The organism is Enhygromyxa salina (assembly GCF_002994635.1).
Lineage (GTDB): Bacteria > Myxococcota_A > Polyangia > Nannocystales > Nannocystaceae > Plesiocystis > Plesiocystis salina_B.
In genome coordinates, this window is the sequence record NZ_PVNL01000079.1 from 33,968 (window position 1) to 55,274 (window position 21,307).

The 21,307-nt window shown below is 67.4% G+C and carries 19 protein-coding genes; 8 read left to right on the plus strand and 11 right to left on the minus strand.

The features are described from left to right. Positions 1-20 precede the first annotated feature (20 nt). Positions 21-950 carry a Grx4 family monothiol glutaredoxin gene (gene grxD, locus ENSA7_RS45830; RefSeq protein WP_280524025.1) on the plus strand — a complete coding sequence of 310 codons (930 nt, stop codon included), beginning with the start codon at positions 21-23 and terminating at the stop codon, positions 948-950. Between the two features lie 10 nt (positions 951-960). Here the strand turns inward: grxD and ENSA7_RS20615 are convergent, their stop codons facing one another. Next, positions 961-1,617 carry a hypothetical protein gene (locus ENSA7_RS20615; protein WP_106091030.1) on the minus strand — a complete coding sequence of 219 codons (657 nt, stop codon included), beginning with the start codon at positions 1,615-1,617 and terminating at the stop codon, positions 961-963. A 137-nt stretch (positions 1,618-1,754) separates the two neighbouring features. Here ENSA7_RS20615 and ENSA7_RS20620 point away from each other — a divergent pair, with 137 nt between their 5' ends. Beyond that, entirely contained in the window at positions 1,755-2,027 is a 273-nt protein-coding gene (locus ENSA7_RS20620; RefSeq protein WP_106091031.1) for a hypothetical protein, read from the plus strand. 92 nt (positions 2,028-2,119) lie between these two features. Here ENSA7_RS20620 and ENSA7_RS20625 read toward each other — a convergent pair whose 3' ends face one another. The 4 genes from ENSA7_RS20625 to ENSA7_RS20640 form a co-directional block, all read right to left on the minus strand. Continuing rightward, a complete protein-coding gene (locus ENSA7_RS20625; RefSeq protein WP_106091032.1) occupies positions 2,120-3,985 on the minus strand; it encodes a M56 family metallopeptidase in 1,866 nt (621 codons plus the stop codon). After that, positions 3,982-4,362: a BlaI/MecI/CopY family transcriptional regulator gene (locus ENSA7_RS20630; RefSeq protein WP_106091033.1), complete on the minus strand. Its 381-nt coding sequence runs from the start codon at positions 4,360-4,362 to the stop codon at positions 3,982-3,984. Before ENSA7_RS20630 ends, ENSA7_RS20625 begins: the two co-directional genes overlap by 4 nt. An 86-nt stretch (positions 4,363-4,448) precedes the next feature. Next, positions 4,449-5,849: an exopolysaccharide biosynthesis polyprenyl glycosylphosphotransferase gene (locus tag ENSA7_RS20635; protein ID WP_106091034.1), complete on the minus strand. Its 1,401-nt coding sequence runs from the start codon at positions 5,847-5,849 to the stop codon at positions 4,449-4,451. A gap of 43 nt (positions 5,850-5,892) precedes the next feature. Beyond that, positions 5,893-8,970, minus strand: a complete 3,078-nt coding sequence (locus ENSA7_RS20640; RefSeq protein WP_181233946.1) for an AMP-binding protein — start codon at positions 8,968-8,970, stop codon at positions 5,893-5,895. Positions 8,971-9,428: 458 nt separating this feature from the next. Between ENSA7_RS20640 and ENSA7_RS20645 the strand changes: the two genes are divergently transcribed. Next, the gene (locus ENSA7_RS20645) at positions 9,429-10,052 is read left to right on the plus strand and encodes a hypothetical protein (RefSeq protein WP_106091036.1); all 624 of its coding nucleotides are present in this window, start codon (positions 9,429-9,431) and stop codon (positions 10,050-10,052) included. A gap of 628 nt (positions 10,053-10,680) precedes the next feature. Here ENSA7_RS20645 and ENSA7_RS20650 read toward each other — a convergent pair. From ENSA7_RS20650 to ENSA7_RS20660, 3 genes are read right to left on the minus strand one after another with little or no spacing between them, the layout of a single operon-like run. Then, the gene (locus tag ENSA7_RS20650) at positions 10,681-11,367 is read right to left on the minus strand and encodes a TIGR00266 family protein (protein ID WP_106091037.1); all 687 of its coding nucleotides are present in this window, start codon (positions 11,365-11,367) and stop codon (positions 10,681-10,683) included. 18 nt (positions 11,368-11,385) lie between these two features. After that, positions 11,386-12,081 carry a TIGR00266 family protein gene (locus tag ENSA7_RS20655; protein ID WP_106091038.1) on the minus strand — a complete coding sequence of 232 codons (696 nt, stop codon included), beginning with the start codon at positions 12,079-12,081 and terminating at the stop codon, positions 11,386-11,388. Between the two features lie 14 nt (positions 12,082-12,095). Further along, complete coding sequence (locus ENSA7_RS20660; RefSeq protein ID WP_106091039.1) at positions 12,096-12,791, minus strand: TIGR00266 family protein; 696 nt, start codon at positions 12,789-12,791, stop codon at positions 12,096-12,098. A gap of 745 nt (positions 12,792-13,536) precedes the next feature. Here ENSA7_RS20660 and ENSA7_RS43970 point away from each other — a divergent pair. Further along, the gene (locus tag ENSA7_RS43970) at positions 13,537-14,340 is read left to right on the plus strand and encodes a M48 family metallopeptidase (RefSeq protein ID WP_106091041.1); all 804 of its coding nucleotides are present in this window, start codon (positions 13,537-13,539) and stop codon (positions 14,338-14,340) included. Here the strand turns inward: ENSA7_RS43970 and thrC are convergent, their stop codons facing one another. Further along, positions 14,341-15,708 carry a threonine synthase gene (gene thrC, locus ENSA7_RS20675; RefSeq protein WP_106091042.1) on the minus strand — a complete coding sequence of 456 codons (1,368 nt, stop codon included), beginning with the start codon at positions 15,706-15,708 and terminating at the stop codon, positions 14,341-14,343. A 155-nt stretch (positions 15,709-15,863) separates the two neighbouring features. Here thrC and ENSA7_RS20680 point away from each other — a divergent pair, with 155 nt between their 5' ends. Beyond that, positions 15,864-16,634 carry a hypothetical protein gene (locus ENSA7_RS20680; RefSeq protein ID WP_146157931.1) on the plus strand — a complete coding sequence of 257 codons (771 nt, stop codon included), beginning with the start codon at positions 15,864-15,866 and terminating at the stop codon, positions 16,632-16,634. 49 nt (positions 16,635-16,683) lie between these two features. On the opposite strand, the gene ENSA7_RS20685 is transcribed toward ENSA7_RS20680, so the two are convergent. Both ENSA7_RS20685 and ENSA7_RS20690 read right to left on the minus strand, forming a co-directional pair. Further along, positions 16,684-17,532, minus strand: coding sequence for a hypothetical protein (locus ENSA7_RS20685; RefSeq protein ID WP_181233947.1), 849 nt, complete (start codon positions 17,530-17,532; stop codon positions 16,684-16,686). A 68-nt stretch (positions 17,533-17,600) separates the two neighbouring features. Continuing rightward, positions 17,601-19,217, minus strand: a complete 1,617-nt coding sequence (locus tag ENSA7_RS20690) for a hypothetical protein (RefSeq protein ID WP_146157932.1) — start codon at positions 19,215-19,217, stop codon at positions 17,601-17,603. A gap of 274 nt (positions 19,218-19,491) precedes the next feature. Between ENSA7_RS20690 and ENSA7_RS20695 the strand changes: the two genes are divergently transcribed. The 3 genes from ENSA7_RS20695 to ENSA7_RS46165 all read left to right on the plus strand — a co-directional run. Continuing rightward, on the plus strand, positions 19,492-20,055 hold the full coding sequence (locus ENSA7_RS20695; protein WP_106091046.1) for a hypothetical protein: 564 nt from the start codon (positions 19,492-19,494) through the stop codon (positions 20,053-20,055). A gap of 192 nt (positions 20,056-20,247) precedes the next feature. After that, the gene (locus tag ENSA7_RS20700; RefSeq protein ID WP_106091047.1) at positions 20,248-21,105 is read left to right on the plus strand and encodes a hypothetical protein; all 858 of its coding nucleotides are present in this window, start codon (positions 20,248-20,250) and stop codon (positions 21,103-21,105) included. Positions 21,106-21,144: 39 nt separating this feature from the next. Continuing rightward, positions 21,145-21,307, plus strand: a 163-nt coding sequence (locus ENSA7_RS46165; protein ID WP_146157933.1) for a transposase, incomplete at its 3' end; no start/stop codon positions are given.

The following is a 21,307-nucleotide window of genomic DNA, read 5'->3' on the forward strand; positions in this document are numbered from 1 at the left end:
GCTTCGATATGGTCGCCCCTGTGAGCGAGCTATCCGAGTCGACCCGCGCCAAGATCAACGACCTCGTCGCCAGCGATCGCGTGGTGGTGTTCATGAAGGGCGTGCGCCGCTCGCCGCAGTGCGGGTTCTCGGCCTCGGTCGTGGAGCTGCTCGACGGCTGGCTGGACGACTACGCGACGGTGGACGTGCTCGCGGACGCCGAGCTGCGCGACGCGATCAAGGCGTTCTCGGACTGGCCGACGATCCCGCAGATCTACGTGGACGGGGAGTTCGTCGGCGGGGCCGACATCGTGCGCGAGCTCGAGGACAGCGGAGAGCTGGCCGCCACGCTTGGCGCCAAGCCGCCCGAGGTGCCGCAGCTGACGATCACGGCGGCCGCTGCGGCCCAGTTCAAGGCCGCGATCGAGGGGTCCGACATCGAGGACGACGACGTGCTGCGGCTGACGATCGACGGGCGGTTTCACAATGATCTGAGCATCGGTGCGCGCAAGGGCGGGGATGTGCAGGTCGAGAGCAACGGCGTGCAGTTGGTGCTGGACCCGCGCAGCGCGAGGCGGGCCAAGGGGGTCGTGATCGACTTCGTGAGCTCGGCGGAAGGGGCCGGGTTCAAGATCGAGAACCCGAACGAGCCGCCGCACGTGAGCGAGCTGTCGGTCAAGGAGCTGGCCCGGCGGATGAAGGAGGGCGACCTGCGGCTGTATGACGTTCGCGGCGAGGATGAGCGGGAGATCGCGCGGATCGAGGGCTCGGTGTTGCTGGACGCGGACGTGGCCGACGAGATCGAGAAGCTGCCGCGGGATACGCCGCTGTACTTCCACTGCCACCACGGCATGCGGAGCCTGGCGGCGGGGCAGCACTTCGTCGGGATGGGGTTTACCGAGGTCTACAACGTGGCCGGTGGCATCGATGCCTGGTCGCAAGAGGTTGACGCCTCTGTGGCTCGGTACTGAGCGACTGAGATCAGGGCACGGGCAGCTCGAGCAGAGCCGGCAACCGGACGTGCTTGGACAGCAGCGAGCCGTCCGCCGCGATCCGCAGATAGAACTCGCGCCCGTCGTGCGTGACCTCGACCGTGAACTCTTCGGAGCCGTCCCTGGTCTTGCGCTCGGCCTCGACGACCTCGCCGCCGGGGATCGCGGCTGATACCTGGGCCGCGATTGGCTCGGGCATGGACGCGGGGTCGAGCCGACACTCCGTGTAGACCAAGCTGCCGTCGGCCCGGCCGGCGACCTCGCACTGCTGACCGTCCGCGGTGTTGAGTTCGACCTCGTAGATGTCGCCGAGGTCGGCGTAGTGCTCGGTCTCGTAGCTGATTGGGGTCGAGCCGGGGAACTGCTGCTCGGCCAGCTTGCGGACTGCCTCGGGGATCGCTGAGGCGTCGTCGTGGTAGACGCTCTGCTTGACGATCACCCCGGCCTCGTCGACGCGTAGCTTGACCCGCTCGATCTTGGCGGTTGAGGTGGCGACCTCGCGGATCGCCGGCTTCAGTGCGGGGCTGTCACCGCTGGCCGCGGGTTGAGCGGGTTGAGCGGGGGCGACGTCACAGGGGGCGGTCGTGGCAGCGTCCTCGCATGCGAGCACGAACAGCAGGGGGACTCCGGCGAGTAGACGCTTCATGGTTGCGATCCTCCGCCAGCGAGATCGGGCGTGCAAGTGCAGATGTCTCGGTGCCATCTGCAAGCGGCTTCAAAGCCTGAGAGGTGTCATCGAGCGGCGCTCTAGCGGCGCGACTAGGCGGTGCTAGGGGATCGAGCATGCTGACCAAGTCGCTTCTCCTCGCCTTCCTCGCCGCATGCGGCGTCAACTCCAGCGACTCGCCCACCGAGCCGCCGACCGAGCGGCCTGAGAAGAAGCCGCCCGATGACATCGAGAAGGTCCACATTTTCTGCTGTCAGAAGGTCGACGTAAAGACGAAGACCGGCGATGGCTGCGTCACGATCGGCTCGGACAAGATCGACTCGTGCAGCAGCGTCCTGGCCTGCGCCGGTAGCTTCACGAAGGTGGACGGCACGGTGACCTGCAGGTGATACGGGCAGTACCGCCTAAACGTCGTCGATCAACAGCGGCAAGAGCAGGATCAGCGCCGCGATAGCCAAACTACTCATATCGAATCCCCCAATCAGATTGGAATCGTCGGCCCGACCGGGGCAGTCGGCGCGACCGGCGCAGTCGGCGCCCACCCACGAGGCAGCGGCGGCTTCGGTGGCGCCGCAGCGGGCGGTGGAGGTGACATCGGCGCTGCAGGTGGGCCCGGCGGCGTAGGTGCAGCGCCGGGCCCACCCTGCCGATGTCGACGTTGATGCTCGAGCAGCTGCCGCGCCGCGTCTTCAACCTGCCGCTCGATCGCGTCGCTATCAAACTGCTGCTCCAGCTCACGCTCGAGCTCATCCCCCCACGCGTCCCAGCCCTGCTCAAACGCCTCGAGCTCACCCGGATCAAACCCACCAGGCCCAAACAGCTCACCCGCAAACATCTCGGCCATACCGGTGAGCGTGTCGAAGTCCACGTCCACGTCAAAGTCGAGATCATCCTCGTGCACACGCAGGCGCATCTTGGGATTGCTCCCCTCGATAATCTCGATGTCAGCCTCGTCGCTGTGCAGTCGCAGGCCGTTCTCATCGACGATCAAATAGTTCTTACCATCACGAATGATCAGATGCTGCCCCCCGGCCGCGGCCCCACCTCGACCAAGCTTCTGCCTGGCGCGGTCGGCCTCTTGCTCGAGCCGCGCGGCCTCTCGCTCGGCGGCCTCGGCCTGCTCGCGCGCCTTTCGTGCGCGGGCTTCGGCCTTGGCAGCGTCACGCTCAGCCTGCTCGCGTGCCTTTCGGATCCGACGATCTTCGCGGTCCTCTTTCTCATCCACCGCGGCCCGCTTGGGCGGGCTCGCGTCGACGGCCCCAGGCGCGAACATGATCAGCGCCGACAGGGCCCCAAGCCCAACCAGCAGCCGCGCCGGACGGGCGCCGTCGTCGGGATCAAAGCGCTGCGGATCTCCGTCCAGCGCCCGCTTGACCCGGCCAACCAGCGGCCGCTCACCGCTGAGCATCCCCGCCAGCAACAGCGACGATCGGTTCGCGTTGGTCCAGCTCGCAACTTCAGCCAGCGACTTGGCAAACACCACACCGTCACCCGTGTGGGCGATCGCCCAGTCGTCACACAGCAGCTCGGCCGACTCCTGCATGCCCCGCCGCGCAAGCCGGTTGAGCGGCTGGAAGAACAGCAGCGCCTCGAGCACGCCCGCGAGCGCGAGCCAGTGCGGGTCACGACGCTCGAGGTGGGCGAGCTCGTGGGCCAGCACCGAGCGCATCGCAGCGGGCGAGAGCTCCTCGATCGCACGGCGTGGGATCACGATCTCGCTGCGCCACAGCGCGATCGGAGCGGCGATCCGCGTGGACTGGGTAAGCCGGATCTTGCGGCTGACCTCGGCGTCACGGCACAGCGTCAAGAACGACTCGAGCACCGGATCCTCGAGGACCTCGCTGCGATCCGCGAGCCGCCGACGCAGGCCGCGAACCGACCCCCGCAGCCGCACCAGCGCGATCACGGCCCCGAGCGCCCACGCGAACAACAGCAACACGGGCCACAGCGGCGCGGGGCTGCGCTCGACCACAGGCTCGACCGCGGCGACCGGAGCCGCGCTCGGCAGCGGACGTACACCCAGCGCCACGAATTCACCGTGTTGACCAACGGGGACCAGCTGCGCCGCGCGTTCGTGCTGCGCGGCCGGGGCGGCCTGCTCGACCAGCTTGGGACCGGTCTCGAGCTCCAGCGCGCCAAGGGCCGGGGTCACGCCCGCGGCGACCTGCACCGTCGCGGTCACGAGGCCACCGACCAGCGCCAGCTTCCATCCCACGTTCTCGCCGCCGGGACCGATCCGCTGGGCCAGCGGTCGAATCGCGCGACAGATCAACCACACCGCGAGCACCAAGATCGTGCTGTGGATCAGGTAGGTCAGCATCCAACTCAGGGCCAAGGTGATGTTCATGATGCCTCCTGTGCTTCTTTGGCTGCGATCAGGCGCTTGACCTCGGCGAGGTCGGCGGCGCTCACTTCGTCGTGCTCGAGCAGCTGATGAACCAGGGCGGTCATGTCACCGCCAAACAGCCCGTCAGTGACCCGCGCGAGCACCGAGCGCTGGACCTCCTGCTCGGACACGCGGGCGCTGTACAAGAACACCCGCCCATCGACGCCGTGATCGACGAGGCCCTTCTTCTCCAGCCGACCGAGCTGCGTCGCCACCGTGGTCGGGGCGAGGTCTCGCCCCTCCATGGTCAAGAAGTCCTTGACCTGCGTGACGCTCGAACCGGGCTGGGCCCACAGCGCGCGCATGAACGCGAGCTGGACTTCGCTGAGCTGCTCCACGACGACAGGTGTAGTACTACGCCTGTCGATGTGTCAACTACGAATGTAGTCGTGAGGCGAAAAGCGCAAAATTCTCGCCAGATCGGCTAGCGGCTGCCGATCCGGGCCAGCATCACGAACGCGGTCCGCAGCATGATGTCGAGGTCCATCAGGATGCTCAGCCGCCCGACGTAATAAAGATCGAACGAGAGCTTCACGGCCGACTCGTCGACGGACGCGGCGTAGCCCTGGTGGATCTGGGCCCACCCGGTGATGCCCGGCTTCACCAGGTGCCGGTACCCAAAGTAGGGGATCTTGCGCTCGAGCTCCTCGACGATCTTGGGTTGCTCGGGGCGCGGGCCGACCAGCGACATCTCGCCGCGCACGACATTCCAAAACTGTGGGAACTCGTCGATCCGCGAGCGTCGCAGCAGCCGACTGAAGGCGGTGGTGCGGTCGTCGGCCTGGCTGGCCCAGCGCTGTTCCTCGCGCTCGGCCACGCGCATGGTTCGGATCTTGTGCACGCGAAACACCTGGCCAGCGACGCCGACTCGATCCTGGCTGTAGAAGAACGGCCCCGGTGAGTCGATCCGCTGCAGCAGCCACAGCCCCGGGAACATCACGGCGAACAGCAGCAGGCCAAGGCCAGCGACGAACAGATCCAGCAGCCGCTTGGCGGCGAGCACGACCGGGCGATCGAGCTGCTCGAAGGTGTTGAGCACCCAGCGCGCGTCCACCATGTCGATCGGCACCTGCAGGGCCAGGTTCATCCACATGATCGCCGCGGTCCGCACCCGAATGCCGTGGGCCTGCAGCTGTGACATCGCCCGGACCTGCGCCTCGCTCAGACCCGAGACCCCGACGATCACGGCGTGGGTGATCTGCTCGCGCTGGCAGATCTCGATGACGTCGGCGAGCGCCCCGAGCACGGGTGGCTCGGGGCCGTCGGGGATCGGCTCGCCAAGCACGACGGCGCTGCTCTCGGGCGGCAGCTCCGTCGCCAGTTCGCCGCCTTCGACGAAGCCACGGATCTCGTAGCGCGTGTGCGCCAGGCTGTTGAGTCGGCCCGCGAACCGACGCTCGACGGGCCCGCGGCCGAGCACGAGGATCGGGATCCGCGGCCCCTTGGCGATGAAGCGCGCGTACGTCAGCCGCCAGATCGTGAGCACCACGAAGGTGAGGGCGCCGATCAACACCAGCCCGGTCCGGCCGATCGGCTGGTACCAGACGAAGTAGGCGACGACCAAGGTGGCCAGCATCGCGCCCACGCTGACCAGCGCGACCCGAGCGACGATCTGCTTGCGCTGCAGCAGCAACGAGGGCGCGTGGAGCCCGGTCAGGTAGCAGCCGAGCGCCGCGGTGAACATCGCCGCGCTCGCGGCCACGGTCGTGCCTTGCAGACCCAGGGTCGCGTCGGGGTGAAATCCAAGCCGCACCATCCAACCCGCAGCCTCGACGGCGAGCGCCGTCAGCATCAGGTCGAGCAGGAACACGAAGATCGTCGGCATGGAGACTCAGCGGCGCGAGAGCGGGGGCCGGCGGCTGCGAGGGCTATTGATACCGTGATTGCGCGGCGTCCCAAATGAGCAGGGCGGGATCACTCGCGTCGACGCCCGCGGCGACCAGGGGGGTCTTGAGCGGGCGAAACCCGTCGGTGAGGGGCACGCGGGTCCGCAGGATCACGAGGCTTGGCCGCTGCTCGGGGCGCAGCGTGGCGACCCGCTGGCTGAGTCGGGCCGGATCGAAGGTCTCGGGCTCCGAGACGATCACCACGGCGACCACGACCTGGGTCGTCCCGAGGTCGTCGAGCCCGATCCGCTCGCGCAGGCTGGGCTCGACCCGAGCGCGATCCAGCCCAAACACGACCACGAAGTCCAGGCCGGGCAGCTCGAACAGCGCGTCTTCGATCTGGCGGCTGGCGATCCAGCCGTGAGGCCCGCGGATCAGGTGGCTGCTGCGATCCACGTACCAGTAGTCGCCGTCGGAGTCGCAGCGAACGATGTCCCCGGTCACGAACCAGGTGGTGCGCCGTCCGCCGAACACCCCGCGCTCGAAGCTGGCGACGGCGTCGGTCCCGGCCTTGCCCTGCTTGCCGTGACTGGGGTGGGTGGGGCCGACCTTGGCGATCAGGAGGCCGGCCTCGCCGACGCGACAGCGTCGGGCCCGCCCCTGGGCGTCGCGCTCGAAGTCGCGGCGCTCAAAGTCATAGGCGACGATCGCAATCTCGTCGGTGCCCGGCAGCGGCCGGCCCAGCGCGCCACGCTTACCGGTGACGTTGGCGAGCACCAGGTTGCCCTCGGTCGAGGCGTAGAACTCACGGATCTCGAGCGGGCCAAACCGCTCGACGAGGTCCCGCCACAGCTGCGCGCGCATGCCCGAGCCAGCCAGGAGGCGCAGCGAGTGGTTGTTCTCGGAGGCCGAGGGCGGGGCGTTGATGAGCGCGCGGCACATCTCGCCCGCGTAGAACACCACCGTGGCGCCGTAGCGGCGGACCTCGGGCCAGAACGTGGCCGCGTCGAAGTCTCGCGCCAGGGCCAGGCGCGCGCGCCCAACCAGGGCGCCGCCGACCGCGACCAACGCCCCCGCGGGGTGATGCAGCGGCAGCACGCAGTAGACCGTGTCCCGACTCGACAGCAGGCAGGTCGCCGCGGCCCCGTAGGCCGACACCGCCCAGCGACCATTGCTGATGTTGGCCTCGCGCGCGGGCGCCCACGCTCGCGTGGTCACGATCGTCATGGCCACGTCGGCGGCCCGCCCGGGATTGGGCACGTACCAGTCTGGGAGTCGCACCAGCTCTGGATTGATCGTCTCCATGTCGTAGCAGTCGGCCGGCAGCGGGCGCTCGGGGCTGCGGCGGCCGCCACCGAGGACCAGCACTGGCTGCTTGCCGGACTGGGTCTGTGAGGCCCACGCCGCGATCGCGTCGTCGACGTTGAGCGGATCGGCGATCAACGCGACGAGCTCGGCCCCGGCGACCGCGGTCGCGAGGATCTCGAGCCTGCGCGGATCATCGTCGCGGGCCCGGGCCGAGTCCGGCTTGAGCAACACCGCGATCGCACCCAGCCGGTTGATCGCCGCCACGACCGAGAGGTAGCTGGGCCGCCCGTCCATCAGCACGCCGACGCGGGCGCCCGGCTTGACGCCGCGATCGATCAGACCGCGAACGATCGCGTCGACCCGACGATCGGCCTCGGCGTAGGAGAACGCGCGCCCCTCCCACAAGAAGAAGGTTCGCTCGGGGTGTCGCGCGGCCCGATCGGACAGCTCGAGACCCAGGCTGACCCGGGTCGTCGCGTCGAGTCGCTCGAGCTTGCGCAGGCGCGGGAGCTGGTAGCGGAAGTCGTCGATCGCCCCGCCGAGCTCGCGGCTGCCGTGGTCGACGGCGTCCTTGACCGAGCCGACGAACGAGCTGACGGCGTCACCCACGATGTCGACGATCGGCTCGAAGTCGGCCTCGATCTCCAGGCCCTCGATCTCGTCGTAGCCGTCGTCGAGCGCGGGGCTGGCCTGCGCCTCCGGTGGGGCGATCAAGCGCGGCCGCGGACCGTCGAGATCCCGCCAGGCCACCCACTCGCTGACGGTCGGCCAGGTCCGCTGCGTCGCCGTCGAGCCGACCACCAGACCGAAGTGACCGGCGGGCAGGGCGAGCTGGTGGATCTCGGCTTGCGGCGCGGCCTCGACGATCGCCCGGACCGAGGCCGCCCGGGCGATGTCGTCGCGCTCGCCGTAGCAGCACAAGATCGGGACGGTGAGCTCGGCCAGGCTGGCCGTTCGTCCGGCGATCACGAACCCGCCCGCGCTCATGCGGTTGGCCACGATGAACTCGTCGATGAAGGTGCGCAGAGCCGGGCCCGGCCACGCGACGAAGCCCTCGCCGCCGAGGAACCGACGCCGACTCTCGCGCTTGATCAGCGCGTCGCGGTCGTGGAGCTTGGTCAAAAACTCGCTGATCTGCTGCAGCTCCTTGCGCAGCGACAGGGCCTTGAAGCCGGTCGAGGTCAGGACCCCCGGCAGCGCGTCGAGCCCCGCGAGCGGCTTGGCGATCGCCCGGCGGGCCGCTCCGATCACGCGACCGCCGAGCGCAGCGTCGACCGCCGGGAGGTTGCGGTGGATGTCGACCGGGCTGCCAAAGGTCACGAGCGAGGCGATGTCTTCGCAGCGGCGATAGGCCGCCGCCAGGTAGCAGAACATCCCGCCCTGCGAGTAGCCGACCAGGTGCAGCGGGCGACCGGTCGTCGTCGCTACCCGAGCGATCGCGTCGTCGACCGCGAGCACGTGATCGTCCAGGGTTCGCTCGAGCCCGCCCTCTTCGCGCTCGGGCGCGCCAAAATCGACGAGCCACACGTCGAGACCGGCGGCTGTCAGCGCAGCCACGGCCGACACGTCTGGCGCGACGTCGTAGACCTCGGAGGTGACCATCAGCGGCGGCACCAGCAGCAACGCGCCCGCGCTCGGCTCGGAGCTCGCCTCGCCGTTGTCGTGTGCGCCCGCGTAGCGACGCAGGCGATAGTGCTGGCTCGCGTGGACGATCTCGTAGGGCGAGCCCCACGGATCCCCGAGCCGACCGAACTCGACCATCTCCTGAACGTTGTGCGCCGACGACTGCAGCCGCCGCACGCCGCTTCGCACACGCGATCGTACCCGTCCGAGGCGCGACCGCGGCTTGACCGTCTTCGGCGGTGGTTTTGGAGGAGCTGGCATGGGTTGACGCGAGGGTAGCCGACGCGGGCTGCGATCGGCGGGGCCCGGCGGCGACGACCTCCGCCCGCCGCGCGTATCCACGCAGGTTCGAAACCGCCCGGCGCTGTAATCGCGTCACAGAGTGTCCAGTATGGCGCACGCTGTCCGACACGTAGCACTCACTATTCAACAGACTCATGACGAGGTGGGGCGTGCGCTCCAGAGTGTCCACCAGCGGGATATGCAACGATGTTCTGCTGGTGTTCCAGACCGCCCCAGTGGTCATTTAGACCCAATCGGCGAACTGCCCCGAAACGCTACAGTCCCATGGTGACCCGATTGAAATATTATGATTGGCGGTGGCAGCGACCACTAGCAATCGCCGTGAACACGGGTAGGGTGTCTTCATGGCCGACAAAGTCACGTTTGAAGGCAAGCGCGAGCTTCGGTGGCTCCAACTTGGCCCGTGCTTGGTCACGTACATGGAGGCCGACACCCCGTTCCAGGACAAGCTCTGGGATCAATGGCTCGAGGCCGTCGCCCAGCCGACCACCGGGTACTTGATGATCTGCGCGTGGGGTCCCACGGCGCCCAGCAACCAGCAGTGGCGCCGGGCCAACAAGCAGATGCGCGAGCAGCAGCTCACGGTCGCGGTCGTGACCGAAGCTCGCCACAACGCGGCGCTGGCCAAGGCGGCCTCGTGGCTCGGCACCAACATCAAGTCGTTCCGGTGGGGCGAGCTGCACTCTGCGTGTGAATTCGTCGGCTTTGACCGCGCCGAGCGGATCGGCGCGAGGACCAAGATCATCGCGCTGCGCGACCGCTTTGGCTCCGTCACCACCGACGAGACCAGCGCGTCGTCCTACACCCACGGGTCCGCGTCGGGCGGCTCGTCGACCGACTCGATCAGCAACTCGGGCGCGATCGTGCGCGAGACCAACGACGAGATTCAGTCCCGGCTCGCCGAGGTCCAGGCCCGACTCCGCGAGCGGTCAGCGTTCAGGCGAGCCGGCTATACGTCCGACTCCTGACCTGCGTCCACGAGCCCGAGCTCCAAAACAAAACGGCCGACCCCTCGTGTGGGGCCGGCCGTTTTCGCTTGGGTAGCGGCGGCTAGCCCTCACGAGCACCAACTTCAACACCGCGACCCGATCGCGCGAGTCTAGCGACAGTCGGGCTCGGGCTGCGGCCACCAGCGCGACCGAGGCCGCCGCTCCCTGGCCAGCTCGAGCTGACGTTCGCTGTCTGAGCGACGCGACCCCAACCAGGTTGCGATGGCGGCGTCGTGGCTCGAACCGCGAGCCGGACCAGGCTCGCGATCCTCGCGCGGGCTGAGGCGCGGGGTAACTGGCGCCTCAGCGGTACGCTCAGAGCATCGCCGCCCGGCGCCCCATTTCCCGGAGCATGGCCCTGAACGCGGTGTCGAACTCGGGCGGCGCGATCCACTATGCGTGAACGACCGCCCCAACTCGGGAACGGTAGAGAGCAGAACCCCCGGTTGTGTACAATCCACACGCTCGAAGCCTCTGTTTTGGGTAGACCCGAAAACTCGAAGCCCTCACCGGGACCACACGGCACGAGAAACCCAAACAATCACGGCGGGATGCGGGCCAAGGCCGCGCCATCGTTGCGGAAATCCGCATCCCGTCGTGCGGGCTGCTAGCCCTTGGCCTTGACGGGCCGGAACGGGTGCAGGAACGCCGCGAGCGCGCCCGCGTTGCGGGTCTGCAGGTAGATCTTCCCCTGGCCGGAGAAGTCGCAGACCAGGCCTTCGCCAGAGAAGAACAGTCCACGCATGCCGCCGAACTTGCGGACGTTGTACTGCAGTCCCTCGCTGAAGCCGACGAGGTGATCGTTGTCGATCGTGTAGCCCTCGGGCGGGACGTCGATCTCGTGCAGCGCCCCGTAGGCGCAGTAGTACACGGTGCCGGGCCCGGTGACGCGGAGCATGAAGAACCCGGCGCCGCCGAAGAAGCCCTTCACGCCGCCGAACTTGGTGTCGAGGTTGAGCTGATCCCCAACGTGGGCCACGTAGGCGCCACTTTGAAGGAAGAAGCTCTCACCCGCCTGCAGGTTCATGGCGCGGAGATCACCCTCGGGACCGGGGGCGAGGTACAGGCGCTGGCCCGCCCCGCCGGCGGTGAAGGTGTTCTGGAACAGCGACTCGCCACCGAGCAGCTTGCGCTTGGCGGCGGCCAGCAGGCCGCCCCGCATGCTGGTCTTCATGTCGATGCCGGTGTCCATGGCCACCATCGCGCCGGACTCGGCGACGATGACCTCGCCGGGCTGGTCGAAGGTGACTTGGAGCATCCCGAAGTCGGGAGTATCGATGAGCTGGTGTTGCATGGCTCTTGGTCCTTTCGATCAGTTCTCGCGCGGGGGCAGCATGCCGCCGACCGTCGAGCCGTACTCGTTGGGGTTGCGGCTCTGGACGTACATGCGCCCTTGGCCTTGCATCTTGAGGACCAGGCCCTCGCCTGACAGGAAGCTCGAGATCCAGCCCTTGGACGCCTTGACGACCGAGTACTGAATGCCGGCGGTGAACGCCACGATGTGGCCGGTGTCGACGATCATCTCGCCGTTGAGATCGATGGTCTCGATCGCCCCGAACGCGTTCATGAGCACGGGCCCGTGGCCGGTCGCGGTCAAGAAGAACAGCGACTCGCCCGAGAAGAAGCCCTTGAAGCCCTGGAAGGCGGTGTCGATCGTGACGCTGTCGGGCGCCGCGACGTAGCTGCTGCCCTGAATGATCAGCTGCTCGCCCTGGCACTGGTGGACGACCATGTCGCCGGTCAGCGACGGCGCGAAGCTGACGTGCCCCGGCTGGTCCATGGCGGTGTAGGTGTTCGTGAAGAACGACTCACCACCGAGCGCCATCCGCTTGAGCCCCTTGAACAGGCGCTTGAGCCCGCCCTCGTTGGGGTTCTTGGCGGCCGCGACCACGTTGATGTTGCGGGTCATGGAGACCATCGCGCCAGCTTCGGCGCGCACGGTCTCGTTGGGGTTGAGTTGACACATCGCCAGCGAGTGAGCCGGCCGGTAGAGGATTTGGAATTCCATTGGGTCGACCTCCGTTAGCGCAGGTGTGGGGTGATCCAGCCGACGAGGGCGCCGAGGTTGCGAGACTGAATCCAGACCCGACCCTGACCCGAGAACTCGCAGACGAGCCCCTCACCGGAGAAGAAGAACGACTTGAGCCCGCCGGACACACCCTTGAGCTTGAAGTTCATGTTGCCGTCGAACGCGACGATGTGCCCCGTGTCGACGATGAACGAGCCGTTGACGGGGATCTCTGTGATGCCGCCGTAGCTGTTGATGAACACGTCGCCGGTGCCCTTGCACTCTTGCAGGACCAGGCCCTCGCCGCCGATCATCGACTTGAGCCCGCCGAAGCGCAGCTTGGTGTCGACGTTCCCGGTGCTGGCGAGGTAGCCGCTGGCCTGGATGAAGAGCGTGCGGTTGCCGTCGAGCTGCTGGTGCATGATGTGCCCAGACAGCGACGGCGCGAGCACGACTTCACCACCCTGGGGGCCGTGGAAGTCGTTGACGAACATGGTCTCGCCGCCAAGGAACTTGCGGGCGATCGCCGCGAAGAACGCCTTGAACTTCGCGAAGAAACCGGCGTTGCGGCCGGCGTTGAGGCGGGTGTCCATCTGCAAGCCGGGGGTCTGGCGGACCATGGCCCCAGCCTCGGCTTGGATCATTTCGTTGGGAGCGAGCTGGACCTTCAACCATGCGAAGGACGGCCCGAATTCGATTTGGTGCTGCATGAGCTCTCCGAGAGGCGCGCGAGATGGCGCGGGATCGCGTGGCTGCGCGTGTCTGCGCAGCGAGGGGTGAGCGGGAAAAGTCGGGGTGGGATGGGAAGAAAGGGAGTGCAAACCGCCGGCGGAGCCCGCGGCGGGTTGCAGGACGGGGCAAACAATCGGATATTCGGTGGGGCTGCCGCAAGTGGGTTCACCAGGACATCCGAGTGACCCCACGCGTCCCGAGCCGCCTCCGGGCTCCCAGGGCGCGTGGATTCCTTCCAATCCCTACGTTCAGGGACACGCTGGTCATGCTGGTCATGCTGGTCATGCCGGTCATGCCGGGCACGCCGGTCATGTCCCGCCCGCTCGAGGGGGCTACGTCGGTCCGCGAGGGCCCGACGCGGCTCACCCTACGCCCACGCATCACGCTGCTCCACAGCCGCAGCCGTACGCTCCGCCGCCGCAGCAGCCCTACGCTCAGCCGCAGCCGTACGCTCCGCCGCCGCAGCAGCCCTACGCTCAGCCCCAACAGCAGGCGTACGGGCAACCGCAGCAGCCTTACGGCCAACCGCAGCAGCCGTACGGACAGGCCCCCGCGTACGGGCAACCGCCAACTCACGGCCAACCCCAGCCCACCTACTCGCGCGGCGACGCGGGTGGCAGCAACTACACCCCACCGCCACCGCCTCCTCCGCCCTCGGGCGTTCAACCGCAGCAGGGGGGATTTGGCGACAAGCGCAACAGCAAGAAGCTGTGGCGCAACGGGATGCTGGCGCTGCTGGGCATCGCCGTCGTGCTGTGGCTGGTCATGTGGGTGCTTCCGCCGCGCATGGTCGGCTTCGTGCCCACTACGGTCGATGTCGAGATCGGTGAGTCGAGCTGGGAAGAAGTGGCTCCGGCCGCGACTCACTGCACCGATCCTGGTCCGCTGGCTTACGTCGAAGAGCTGGCCCAACCACTCGTGGACGAGGCCAACAGCGAGTTCGAATTTCAATTCGTGGTCGTCGAGTCCGAAGAGATCAACGCCTTCGCGCTGCCGGGCGGGTTCGTGACCGTGAACATGGGCCTGCTCGAGGCTGCAGAGAACGGCGAGGAGATCGCGGCCGTGCTCTCACATGAGATGACCCACGTGACCAATCGCCACGGCATGCGAGCCGTCATGCGGCGGCTCGGTGCGGTGACCGTGCTCTCGGTGATGTTCGGCGGCACCGGGCTCGAGACCATCGCCTACGCGGCGGAGGGTCTCGTCGGGCAAGCGCACAGCCGCGATCAAGAGCGCGACGCCGACGACGGTGGCCGCGAGCTACTGATGGCCGCGGGCGTCGACCCGATCGGCATGGCGACCTTCTTCGAGCGGCTCGAGGAGGAGTACGAGGCCATGCCCGAGGGCATGCGCCGGGGCTTCGCGGTGCTCTCGACCCACCCCGATCCAGGCGAGCGCGCCGAGACCACCCGCGAGATCGCGGCCGGGTTCACGGCCACGCGCGACCTCCCGGATCCGCCCGCCAACCTGCGCTGCCACGCGTCCGATGAGCCGTCAGGCGAGCCCGCAGACGACGACCAGCCGTAGTCAGCCGCGCTGGTCGAGCAGCCTGTGCAGCTCGCCGATCGCCTGGTCTGGATCGCCGGTCATCGAGACCGGTTGATTGGCGTAGCGGCTGTCGAAGCCCAACCGCTGCTCGTGGTAGCCCGCCTTGAACTCGGTGAACTTGAGCCCATGGGCGGTCGAGACCACGACCACCCGATCGTCGCGACCGATCGTCCCCGCCTCGATCAGCTGCTCGAGGCAAGCGAGCGCCACCCCCGTGTGCGGGCACGAGAACAGCCCGGTTCGATCCGCGCGCGCGCTCGCGTTGGCGAGCTGGGCCTCGCTGGCCTGCAGCACGATCCCGTTGGTCTCGACGATCGCCTTGACGGCCTTGGGCAGGCTCACCGGATCACCGATCTGGATCGCCGACGCCAAGGTGGGTTGCGCGCTCACGGGCTCGAAGTCGTTCAGGTTCAGCTCGCGCCCCGCCGCCCGCGCCCGCTCGTAGGCCAGGAACAGCGGGTTCGCGGCCTGAGCCTGGCAGCAGACCAGGCGGGGAGGGGTCGAGATCATGCCCAGCCGCTGCATCTCCAGGAAGCCCTTGGCGATCGCCGACACGTTGCCGAGGTTGCCGCCGGGGACCAGCACCCAGTCGGGCACCTCCCAGTCGAACTGCTGCACGATCTCGACGGCGATTGTCTTTTGGCCCTCGACCCGCAGCGAGTTCATCGAGTTGGCCAGGTAGATCCCGCTGTCACCTTTTTCGGTGTCGGTCAGCCGCTGCACAACCCGCATGCAGCCGTCGAAGTCGGTGTCGAGGCTGACGACCAGGGCCCCGTTGGCGATCGGCTGAACCAGCTGCGCCGCCGTGACCTTGTTCGCGGGCAGCAAGACAATCACGGGGATCCCGGCTGCCGCACCGTAGGCCGCCAGCGCCGCCGAAGTGTCGCCCGTCGACGCGCACGCGACCGCGCGGATCCCCGCTCCGTCGGCGCGCATCTGCTTGACCGTGGAGACGAGCACGGTCATGCCGAGATCCTTGAACGAGCCGGTGTGGCTGGTGCCGCACTGCTTGATCCACAGGTCCGGAACCCCGAGCTGCTCCCCGTAGCGCTCGGCCCAGAACAGGTTGCTGCCGCCCTCGAACAGCGACACGACGTTGTCCGCGCTGAGCATCGGCTGGACCCACTCCTTCTTGCCCCACACGCCGCTGCCGTAGGGCCAGCTGGTTCGCAAGAAGCGCTGGTCGAACAGCTGCATCCATGCCGCGGGCGACCGCTTGCCCAGCGCGTCCTCGTCGTGGACGACCTCGAGCAACCCGGCGCACGCGGGACACCGATAGATGACCTGAGACAGGGGGTGCTGACCGGGGCAGCCAGCGACGCAGGAGAACCAGGCGCGGTAGGGCATGGGCGGGCTCAGTCTAATCGCAGTGCGGCAGCCCGCCCACGACTCCCGCGCGCTGCGCCTGGTGGCACGCGGCGCGCGTGTGCATGACCCAGTGACCGAAATTGGCTATGCGCTACTTTGCCATGCGCCGTGGTTTTCGCGAGTATGGGGGTCACATGCGACTTGGTGAAGCAATTGAACTAGCCCGACGCTACAGATCACACGCGCGGCCCCAGGCCGCATGGTCGTTCGCCGATCTCCCGACCGTCATTGACGCCCTCACCGAGCGGGGCTCAGCGACGGTCGCTGTCGTCTTGGTGCTCGACCGCGACGGCGCGCTCACCGAAGCGCTGCCCACCGCCGGTCCTCGGCACGCTCGCGTGTTTCAGCGCAGCCTCTCGCGCAAGCTCGGTGAGCCGTGGCTGGAGTTCGTCGCTCGCTGCGGCGTCGAGGCCAAGGCGCTGCCGGGTGAGCTCTTGCGAGAATTCGAAGCCGCGTCCGACGAGCTGCTGCTGCCGTCGCCGCACCAGCTGTGGTGGCGGCTGACGTGGAACAGCGAGCCCGAGTGGGAGCGCAACTTTGGGCTGAACTTGATCGAGCTCGATGGCGGTGACCCGGGGGATCCGTCGGTTGGGCACGACGCTGCCGGGATCCGGTACTTGTTCCGCCATGAGCATGACGACTCTCCGCTTGGGCGGCATCTGTTTGATCATGCGGAGCAGCTGTGCGCTGAGCTGGATCGTGTTCGTGGGTCGTTGATGGAGTTTGTGCGGGGGCGGGACGAGTCGTCGGTGCCGGAGCTCGAGGCGTTCACGCTGCGGGATGCGGGCGAGCGCGAGTTCGAGGTGGTTGCGTACTTGCGTCACGCTGCGGGTGGGTACTCGGAGGTGCGGCTCGAGGACTTCGCGCCGGTCGAGTCGCGGTTGGTGTCTGCGATCCCGGGTTAGGTTAGGGGCCTGCCTGGGTCCCTACCGTGCTAGCTGCCCACCCACGTTCTCATTGCCGCACGCAGTAGAGCGGCAGCATCAGCTCGCACGCCTCGCTGCATTGTCCGCTGGTCGACCACGCGTCGACGCTCTTGGCGTTGCCCACGTTGCCGATCTCGTCCATCTCGGGGGAGGACGCCCACTCCCCGCAGGTGTCGCCGCCCCACGAGCCTGCGTTGTCGGTTCCGGTCCAGACCGCGAAGTCGAGCTGGCAGCTTGGCGCGGCCGCAGGCTCGATCGGCGCGCCGGTCTCGTCGAGATCGATCGGCACATTGAGCTGACCATCGATGAGATCCTGCCAGTTGTGGGCGATGATCTTGCCGTCGCGGCGCACGTAGGGGCCGACATGGCTGTGGAAACTGGCCGCTCCCACGTTGGTGGTGCTCAGCCACGCCAAGTAGTCGCCGGGTAGCCGGGCCTCGCTCGCGTGTGTCTGACACAGCTCGTGGGCCATCTCGAGGCCACCGAGTCCGCCGACAGTCGGGGTCGAGGTCACGAAGATGTACTTGCTCTCGACGCAGCCGTCGAAGGCACACACCTCGTGCTGCCCGCATGGCGCACCACAGTCGCCGCAGTTGTTGGGATCCTTGTCGAGGTCCACGCACTGGCCCTCGCAGTCGCTGAGCGGTGGCGGGCACGGGGAGTCGCCATCGCCGTCGCCGCTCTCGCTCTCGCCGTCGCCGTCGCCGTCGCCGTTCGCCTCGCCGCTCTCACCGTCGTGGTCGCCGTCACCATCGCCGTCGCTCCGCGTGTCACCGAGTTCGGCCCGGGTCTCGGCCTCGCGCTCATCGAAGGCCGGGTTGGGCAACGTGCAGCCAGCGATCGAGACCGCGGCGACAAAGCTGGCTGCGCGTGCCATCGCCGGGATCATAGCGTGCTCCGCTCATCGGCGACGTCGACTTTCCGGCGCTGGATGGGTTGGGAGGGCTAATCGAGCAGCAGCTCGCCGTAGCCCGGGGCGTAGAGGTCCAACAGCGGGCCGTAGGTGTCCGTGGTTTCGCGCAGCACCGTCCGCGCCTGACCCGGCTGGTCTGCATCGACCACGCCGAGCTCGAGCCTGTCGACCCAGTCGTAGGTGTAGAACACGCGCCCGTCGAGGGGCGAGTAGGCGAGCTGCTCGAAGCCCGCGCCGTCTTGGAAGGCGACCAACGGCTCGAGCTCGTTGGGCCCCGCCGGATCCCACAGCGACAGCGTCCTTGCCTCCCGAACCAACACCCGCTCGCCGAACTGGTGGACCTCCAGTCCGTACCCTGCGTAGGGCATCATCACCGCCGAGGGGCTGACCTCGCGCGTCTCTACGTCGAAGCGGATGACCATCAGCGCTTCGTCCTCGCCCTTCCAGGTCGCCCAGTCGTTGCCGACGTACATGGGAGTGTCCCGGGCTCCTTGCGGGTCGGTGAACTGCGGGAACGGGACCTCGCCTTCGAGCAGGAGGTCCTGGTAGCCGACGTAGGAGAAGCTGACGACCGAGTTCGTCACGAAGCCGAAGCAGCCCGTGGGAGAGAGCTTCCACCTGCTGCTGAGGCCGAAGTCGACGAGCGTCTGATCGTGGATGACCCGCCCCTCGTCATCGAACCGAAGCAGCAGCGTCGACCGGTCGGCCTCCTGGGCGATGGCACACTTTCCGTCGCTCGAGAACTGCCAGCGAAGCAGACCTTCGATGTTGGACGCGTGGTGGTGCAGCTCCTCGAGCGTGGGCTCGGGCCAGCTGTCGAGCTCGATCGCGTAGAGCCGCTCGTTCCAGGTCCCGGTCTCGGCGTCGAGGCGCTCGACGGAGATGTCGACGCGCGCCGGGAGAGCCCGGAGCTCCCGGAGATCCGCGCCTACGGGGAGCTCGGCGAACACCAGCGCCTCGCTCGGTCCGTTGGCGCCGAGACGGACGGCCCCCAGCTGGATGCGGTCCGCGTTCGTACCCGTGCTCGTGAACACGAGGTAGTCGGAGTCGCTCGAGAAGCCGAGTATCTCGATGCTGTCTGCGCTCGCCAGCTCTGTCGGCTCGCCGACGCCAGCTTCGGATAGGGGATGGAGCGCGAGCGTCCGCTGGCCCTCGCCGTCGACGCGGGCGAGGTACCGGCCGTCGGGGGCGAAACGTGCGACGGGGTTGTGGCCCGCGAGCGGCACGGGCACCGTGGGAGCCCGAGCGAGATCGACCAGGAACTGGGACCCGTCGCCCTGTAGCTCGGCAGCGTCGCCGTTTTCAAACTCGTACAACACCCAGCTCGAGTTCGGCGCGCGCTCGACCAAGAGGTCGCCGCGCGACACATCCGACGTGGTGACCACGGACAGGTCGAGCGCCCCCGGCAGGGAGACGTCTGCGAGCGCCATTTGCCCGACGAAGGTCGGGGTGAGGTTGTCGAACCGGACGATGGTTCCGAGCTGCAACACGAGGTTCCCGGACGGCTCGGGGTCCTCGAGCAGCGGGTCGTCCTCGAACGGGTCCTCGACCGGGTCCCCGGCCTCGACCCCGGGCTCGTCGCTGCACCCGGCGAGCGCGAGCACGGCGAGCCAAGCCAGGACCAGGGGCCTGCGAGTCAGGGGGAGCATCATGGGGTTAGTGCCACGGCGCCAGCGATCGATCAGCGCCGCGCCGGATCTTCGGCATCGCGCACCCATCCAAGGTCGACCGCGTTGATCCAGCAGTCGCTGCAGCGCGCAAGTCGAGGCCCCGCCGACCCCGGCCGTCGCCAACGTGTCTCCAAGCGCGGGAGCGTCTCGAGGACGCTCGGCCCAAGCGCGAACACCCACCCGCGTGGTGCACGCGAATGCTCGGGCCGCAAAAAACGAACGGGACTGGCGCGAACGCGGACTGTGCTTTCAAATGTCTCACGTCACGCTACGCCTCACCCGTTGCACGCTCCTCGCCCACAAGCCGACCAAACTCCTCGGATGGGGGGTCATCTCCGCGGTCGCCTACGATGGGAAGGATGGAATCAGGCCGGTCGCCGCAATACCGGCGATCAAATTCGCCCGCAAACTGAAGACGAAGCGTGTGGATTTCCTCCACACGACGCCCGGAGCGGGCGGCGACGGCTTGCTCATCGCGTCCTTCGACGCGCCCCCCAAAGCCCTCGGCTGGGTCGCCACGCTCACGCTCACGGACACGGCGAAGCAGGCCGCGAAGGTCATCAGCGCCGTCTCCGAGGCGGCCGGGACGATCGTCAGCGGGGTCCCGGGTTCCGGCCAGCTCGCTGGCACCCTCTTCAAGGCAGCGGGCGGTCTCGCCATGGCGATTGGTGATATCGTCGGTGCTCGCGTGGTTGGAACCTGCGTGGGCTCCGAGATTGACGACGAGGATCTGAGCCGAGACTGGGACGCGGCGTTCACCAATTTCAAGACCCGGTTCGAGATCAGCTACGACATCGAGGGCGCCCCGAGCACCTGAGGCGAGGATCCGGAGGGCCGCGCGACGGTCCCCTTCTTTCGATCTCACCATCCGATCTCGAGGGTCCCAATGCAGGATTCTAACGCTCCATCTTCGCCGGACGGGGGACCGTCCGGCGTCCAAGCACCGCCGCGAGGCAAGTTCTCATGGTTGGCCTTGCTCGGTGGCGTTGCTACTGGACTAGGGATCGCGTTGTCGACCTACGGCTGGTTCGAAACTCGAGCCGATATTCGGCTCGAGGTCAATTCTCTGAAGATCGTGCGAGCAAATCCCAGCCTCAAGATGCTGGAGTCGCTGCCGGAGTATCCAGCCCTGAAGTACAATTTCATGCGAGAGGATATTGCTGCGCGGAAGTCACTCGCCGATATGCACCTGGCAGAGAAGGCGCTGCGCGAGGCAAATGCCCCCGACCGCCCGCGGCCCTTCGAGCGTCCGCAGGCGAACCGAACCCCCACATTGCCCCCGATCACCACCGTCGAAGGGCGAATATTTCTCGACGAATCAGCCCGACAGCGATGGATCGAGGAGGCGTCTGCGCTCGCCGACGACACGCGAAAGGTGACGGGTGAGAAGAAGCTCGCCTTCGATCGCATCTTCAAACACCTCGAGGAGATGCGGAGGTATGTCGTGGGCGCGGGTTCTGAGATGTCCGATGGGAACACGTTCGCGAACGTTGCGAAGGAGATGAAGAAAGCCGTTGACGTCGGGGGGAAGGAGGGTGAGTCTCTAGCTGCGCTGAGGAAGCAGGCTGAGCTGCCTCAAACAAAAGAGCTCGAGCAAGAGCTCTACTTTAAAATCCATGCCCTCGACTGTAGCAGTTGGCCATATATCATCCATGACATCGTATGTGCAGAGCTGGAGATTATAAACTCGTATCCCGCTCAGTGCCAAGGCTACTACGAGAACCCCGACTATGGTGTCGACTATGACGCGGCTCTCGTCGAGTGTCTGCCGCCCCTGGTGTCAAGGCTACAGGCGCTCATCCTGAACGAGCGAGAGGCGAAAGGGACGATCTCCCTCGACCTCTCCACTAGATCTGCCCCAGTTTGATGGACACCTCCGGAAGAAGGAAACTGGAGGACAAGCACCGTGCCACGCAAGAAACGCAGGACATTTACACCGCAACAGAAGGCCGAGGCCGTCAAGATCTGCCAGCGGTCAAGCAAGCCGATCTCTCAGGTGGCTCGAGATCTCGACCTTCCTGAGGGCGCGCTCAGGAACTGGGTGAACCAGGCGAAGGTCGACGAAGGCG

Bases quoted from the DNA above. Each gene is read 5' to 3' on its own strand.
- ENSA7_RS20615 (WP_106091030.1), bottom strand. From the start codon at position 1,617: ATGAAGCGTCTACTCGCCGGAGTCCCCCTGCTGTTCGTGCTCGCATGC.
- ENSA7_RS20620 (WP_106091031.1), top strand. From the start codon at position 1,755: ATGCTGACCAAGTCGCTTCTCCTCGCCTTCCTCGCCGCATGCGGCGTC.
- ENSA7_RS20625 (WP_106091032.1), bottom strand. From the start codon at position 3,985: ATGAACATCACCTTGGCCCTGAGTTGGATGCTGACCTACCTGATCCAC.
- ENSA7_RS20635 (WP_106091034.1), bottom strand. From the start codon at position 5,849: ATGCCGACGATCTTCGTGTTCCTGCTCGACCTGATGCTGACGGCGCTC.
- ENSA7_RS20645 (WP_106091036.1), top strand. From the start codon at position 9,429: ATGGCCGACAAAGTCACGTTTGAAGGCAAGCGCGAGCTTCGGTGGCTC.
- ENSA7_RS20650 (WP_106091037.1), bottom strand. From the start codon at position 11,367: ATGCAACACCAGCTCATCGATACTCCCGACTTCGGGATGCTCCAAGTC.
- ENSA7_RS20655 (WP_106091038.1), bottom strand. From the start codon at position 12,081: ATGGAATTCCAAATCCTCTACCGGCCGGCTCACTCGCTGGCGATGTGT.
- ENSA7_RS20660 (WP_106091039.1), bottom strand. From the start codon at position 12,791: ATGCAGCACCAAATCGAATTCGGGCCGTCCTTCGCATGGTTGAAGGTC.
- ENSA7_RS43970 (WP_106091041.1), top strand. From the start codon at position 13,537: ATGCTGGCGCTGCTGGGCATCGCCGTCGTGCTGTGGCTGGTCATGTGG.
- thrC (WP_106091042.1), bottom strand. From the start codon at position 15,708: ATGCCCTACCGCGCCTGGTTCTCCTGCGTCGCTGGCTGCCCCGGTCAG.
- ENSA7_RS20680 (WP_146157931.1), top strand. From the start codon at position 15,864: ATGCGACTTGGTGAAGCAATTGAACTAGCCCGACGCTACAGATCACAC.
- ENSA7_RS20685 (WP_181233947.1), bottom strand. From the start codon at position 17,532: ATGGCACGCGCAGCCAGCTTTGTCGCCGCGGTCTCGATCGCTGGCTGC.
- ENSA7_RS20690 (WP_146157932.1), bottom strand. From the start codon at position 19,217: ATGCTCCCCCTGACTCGCAGGCCCCTGGTCCTGGCTTGGCTCGCCGTG.
- ENSA7_RS20695 (WP_106091046.1), top strand. From the start codon at position 19,492: ATGTCTCACGTCACGCTACGCCTCACCCGTTGCACGCTCCTCGCCCAC.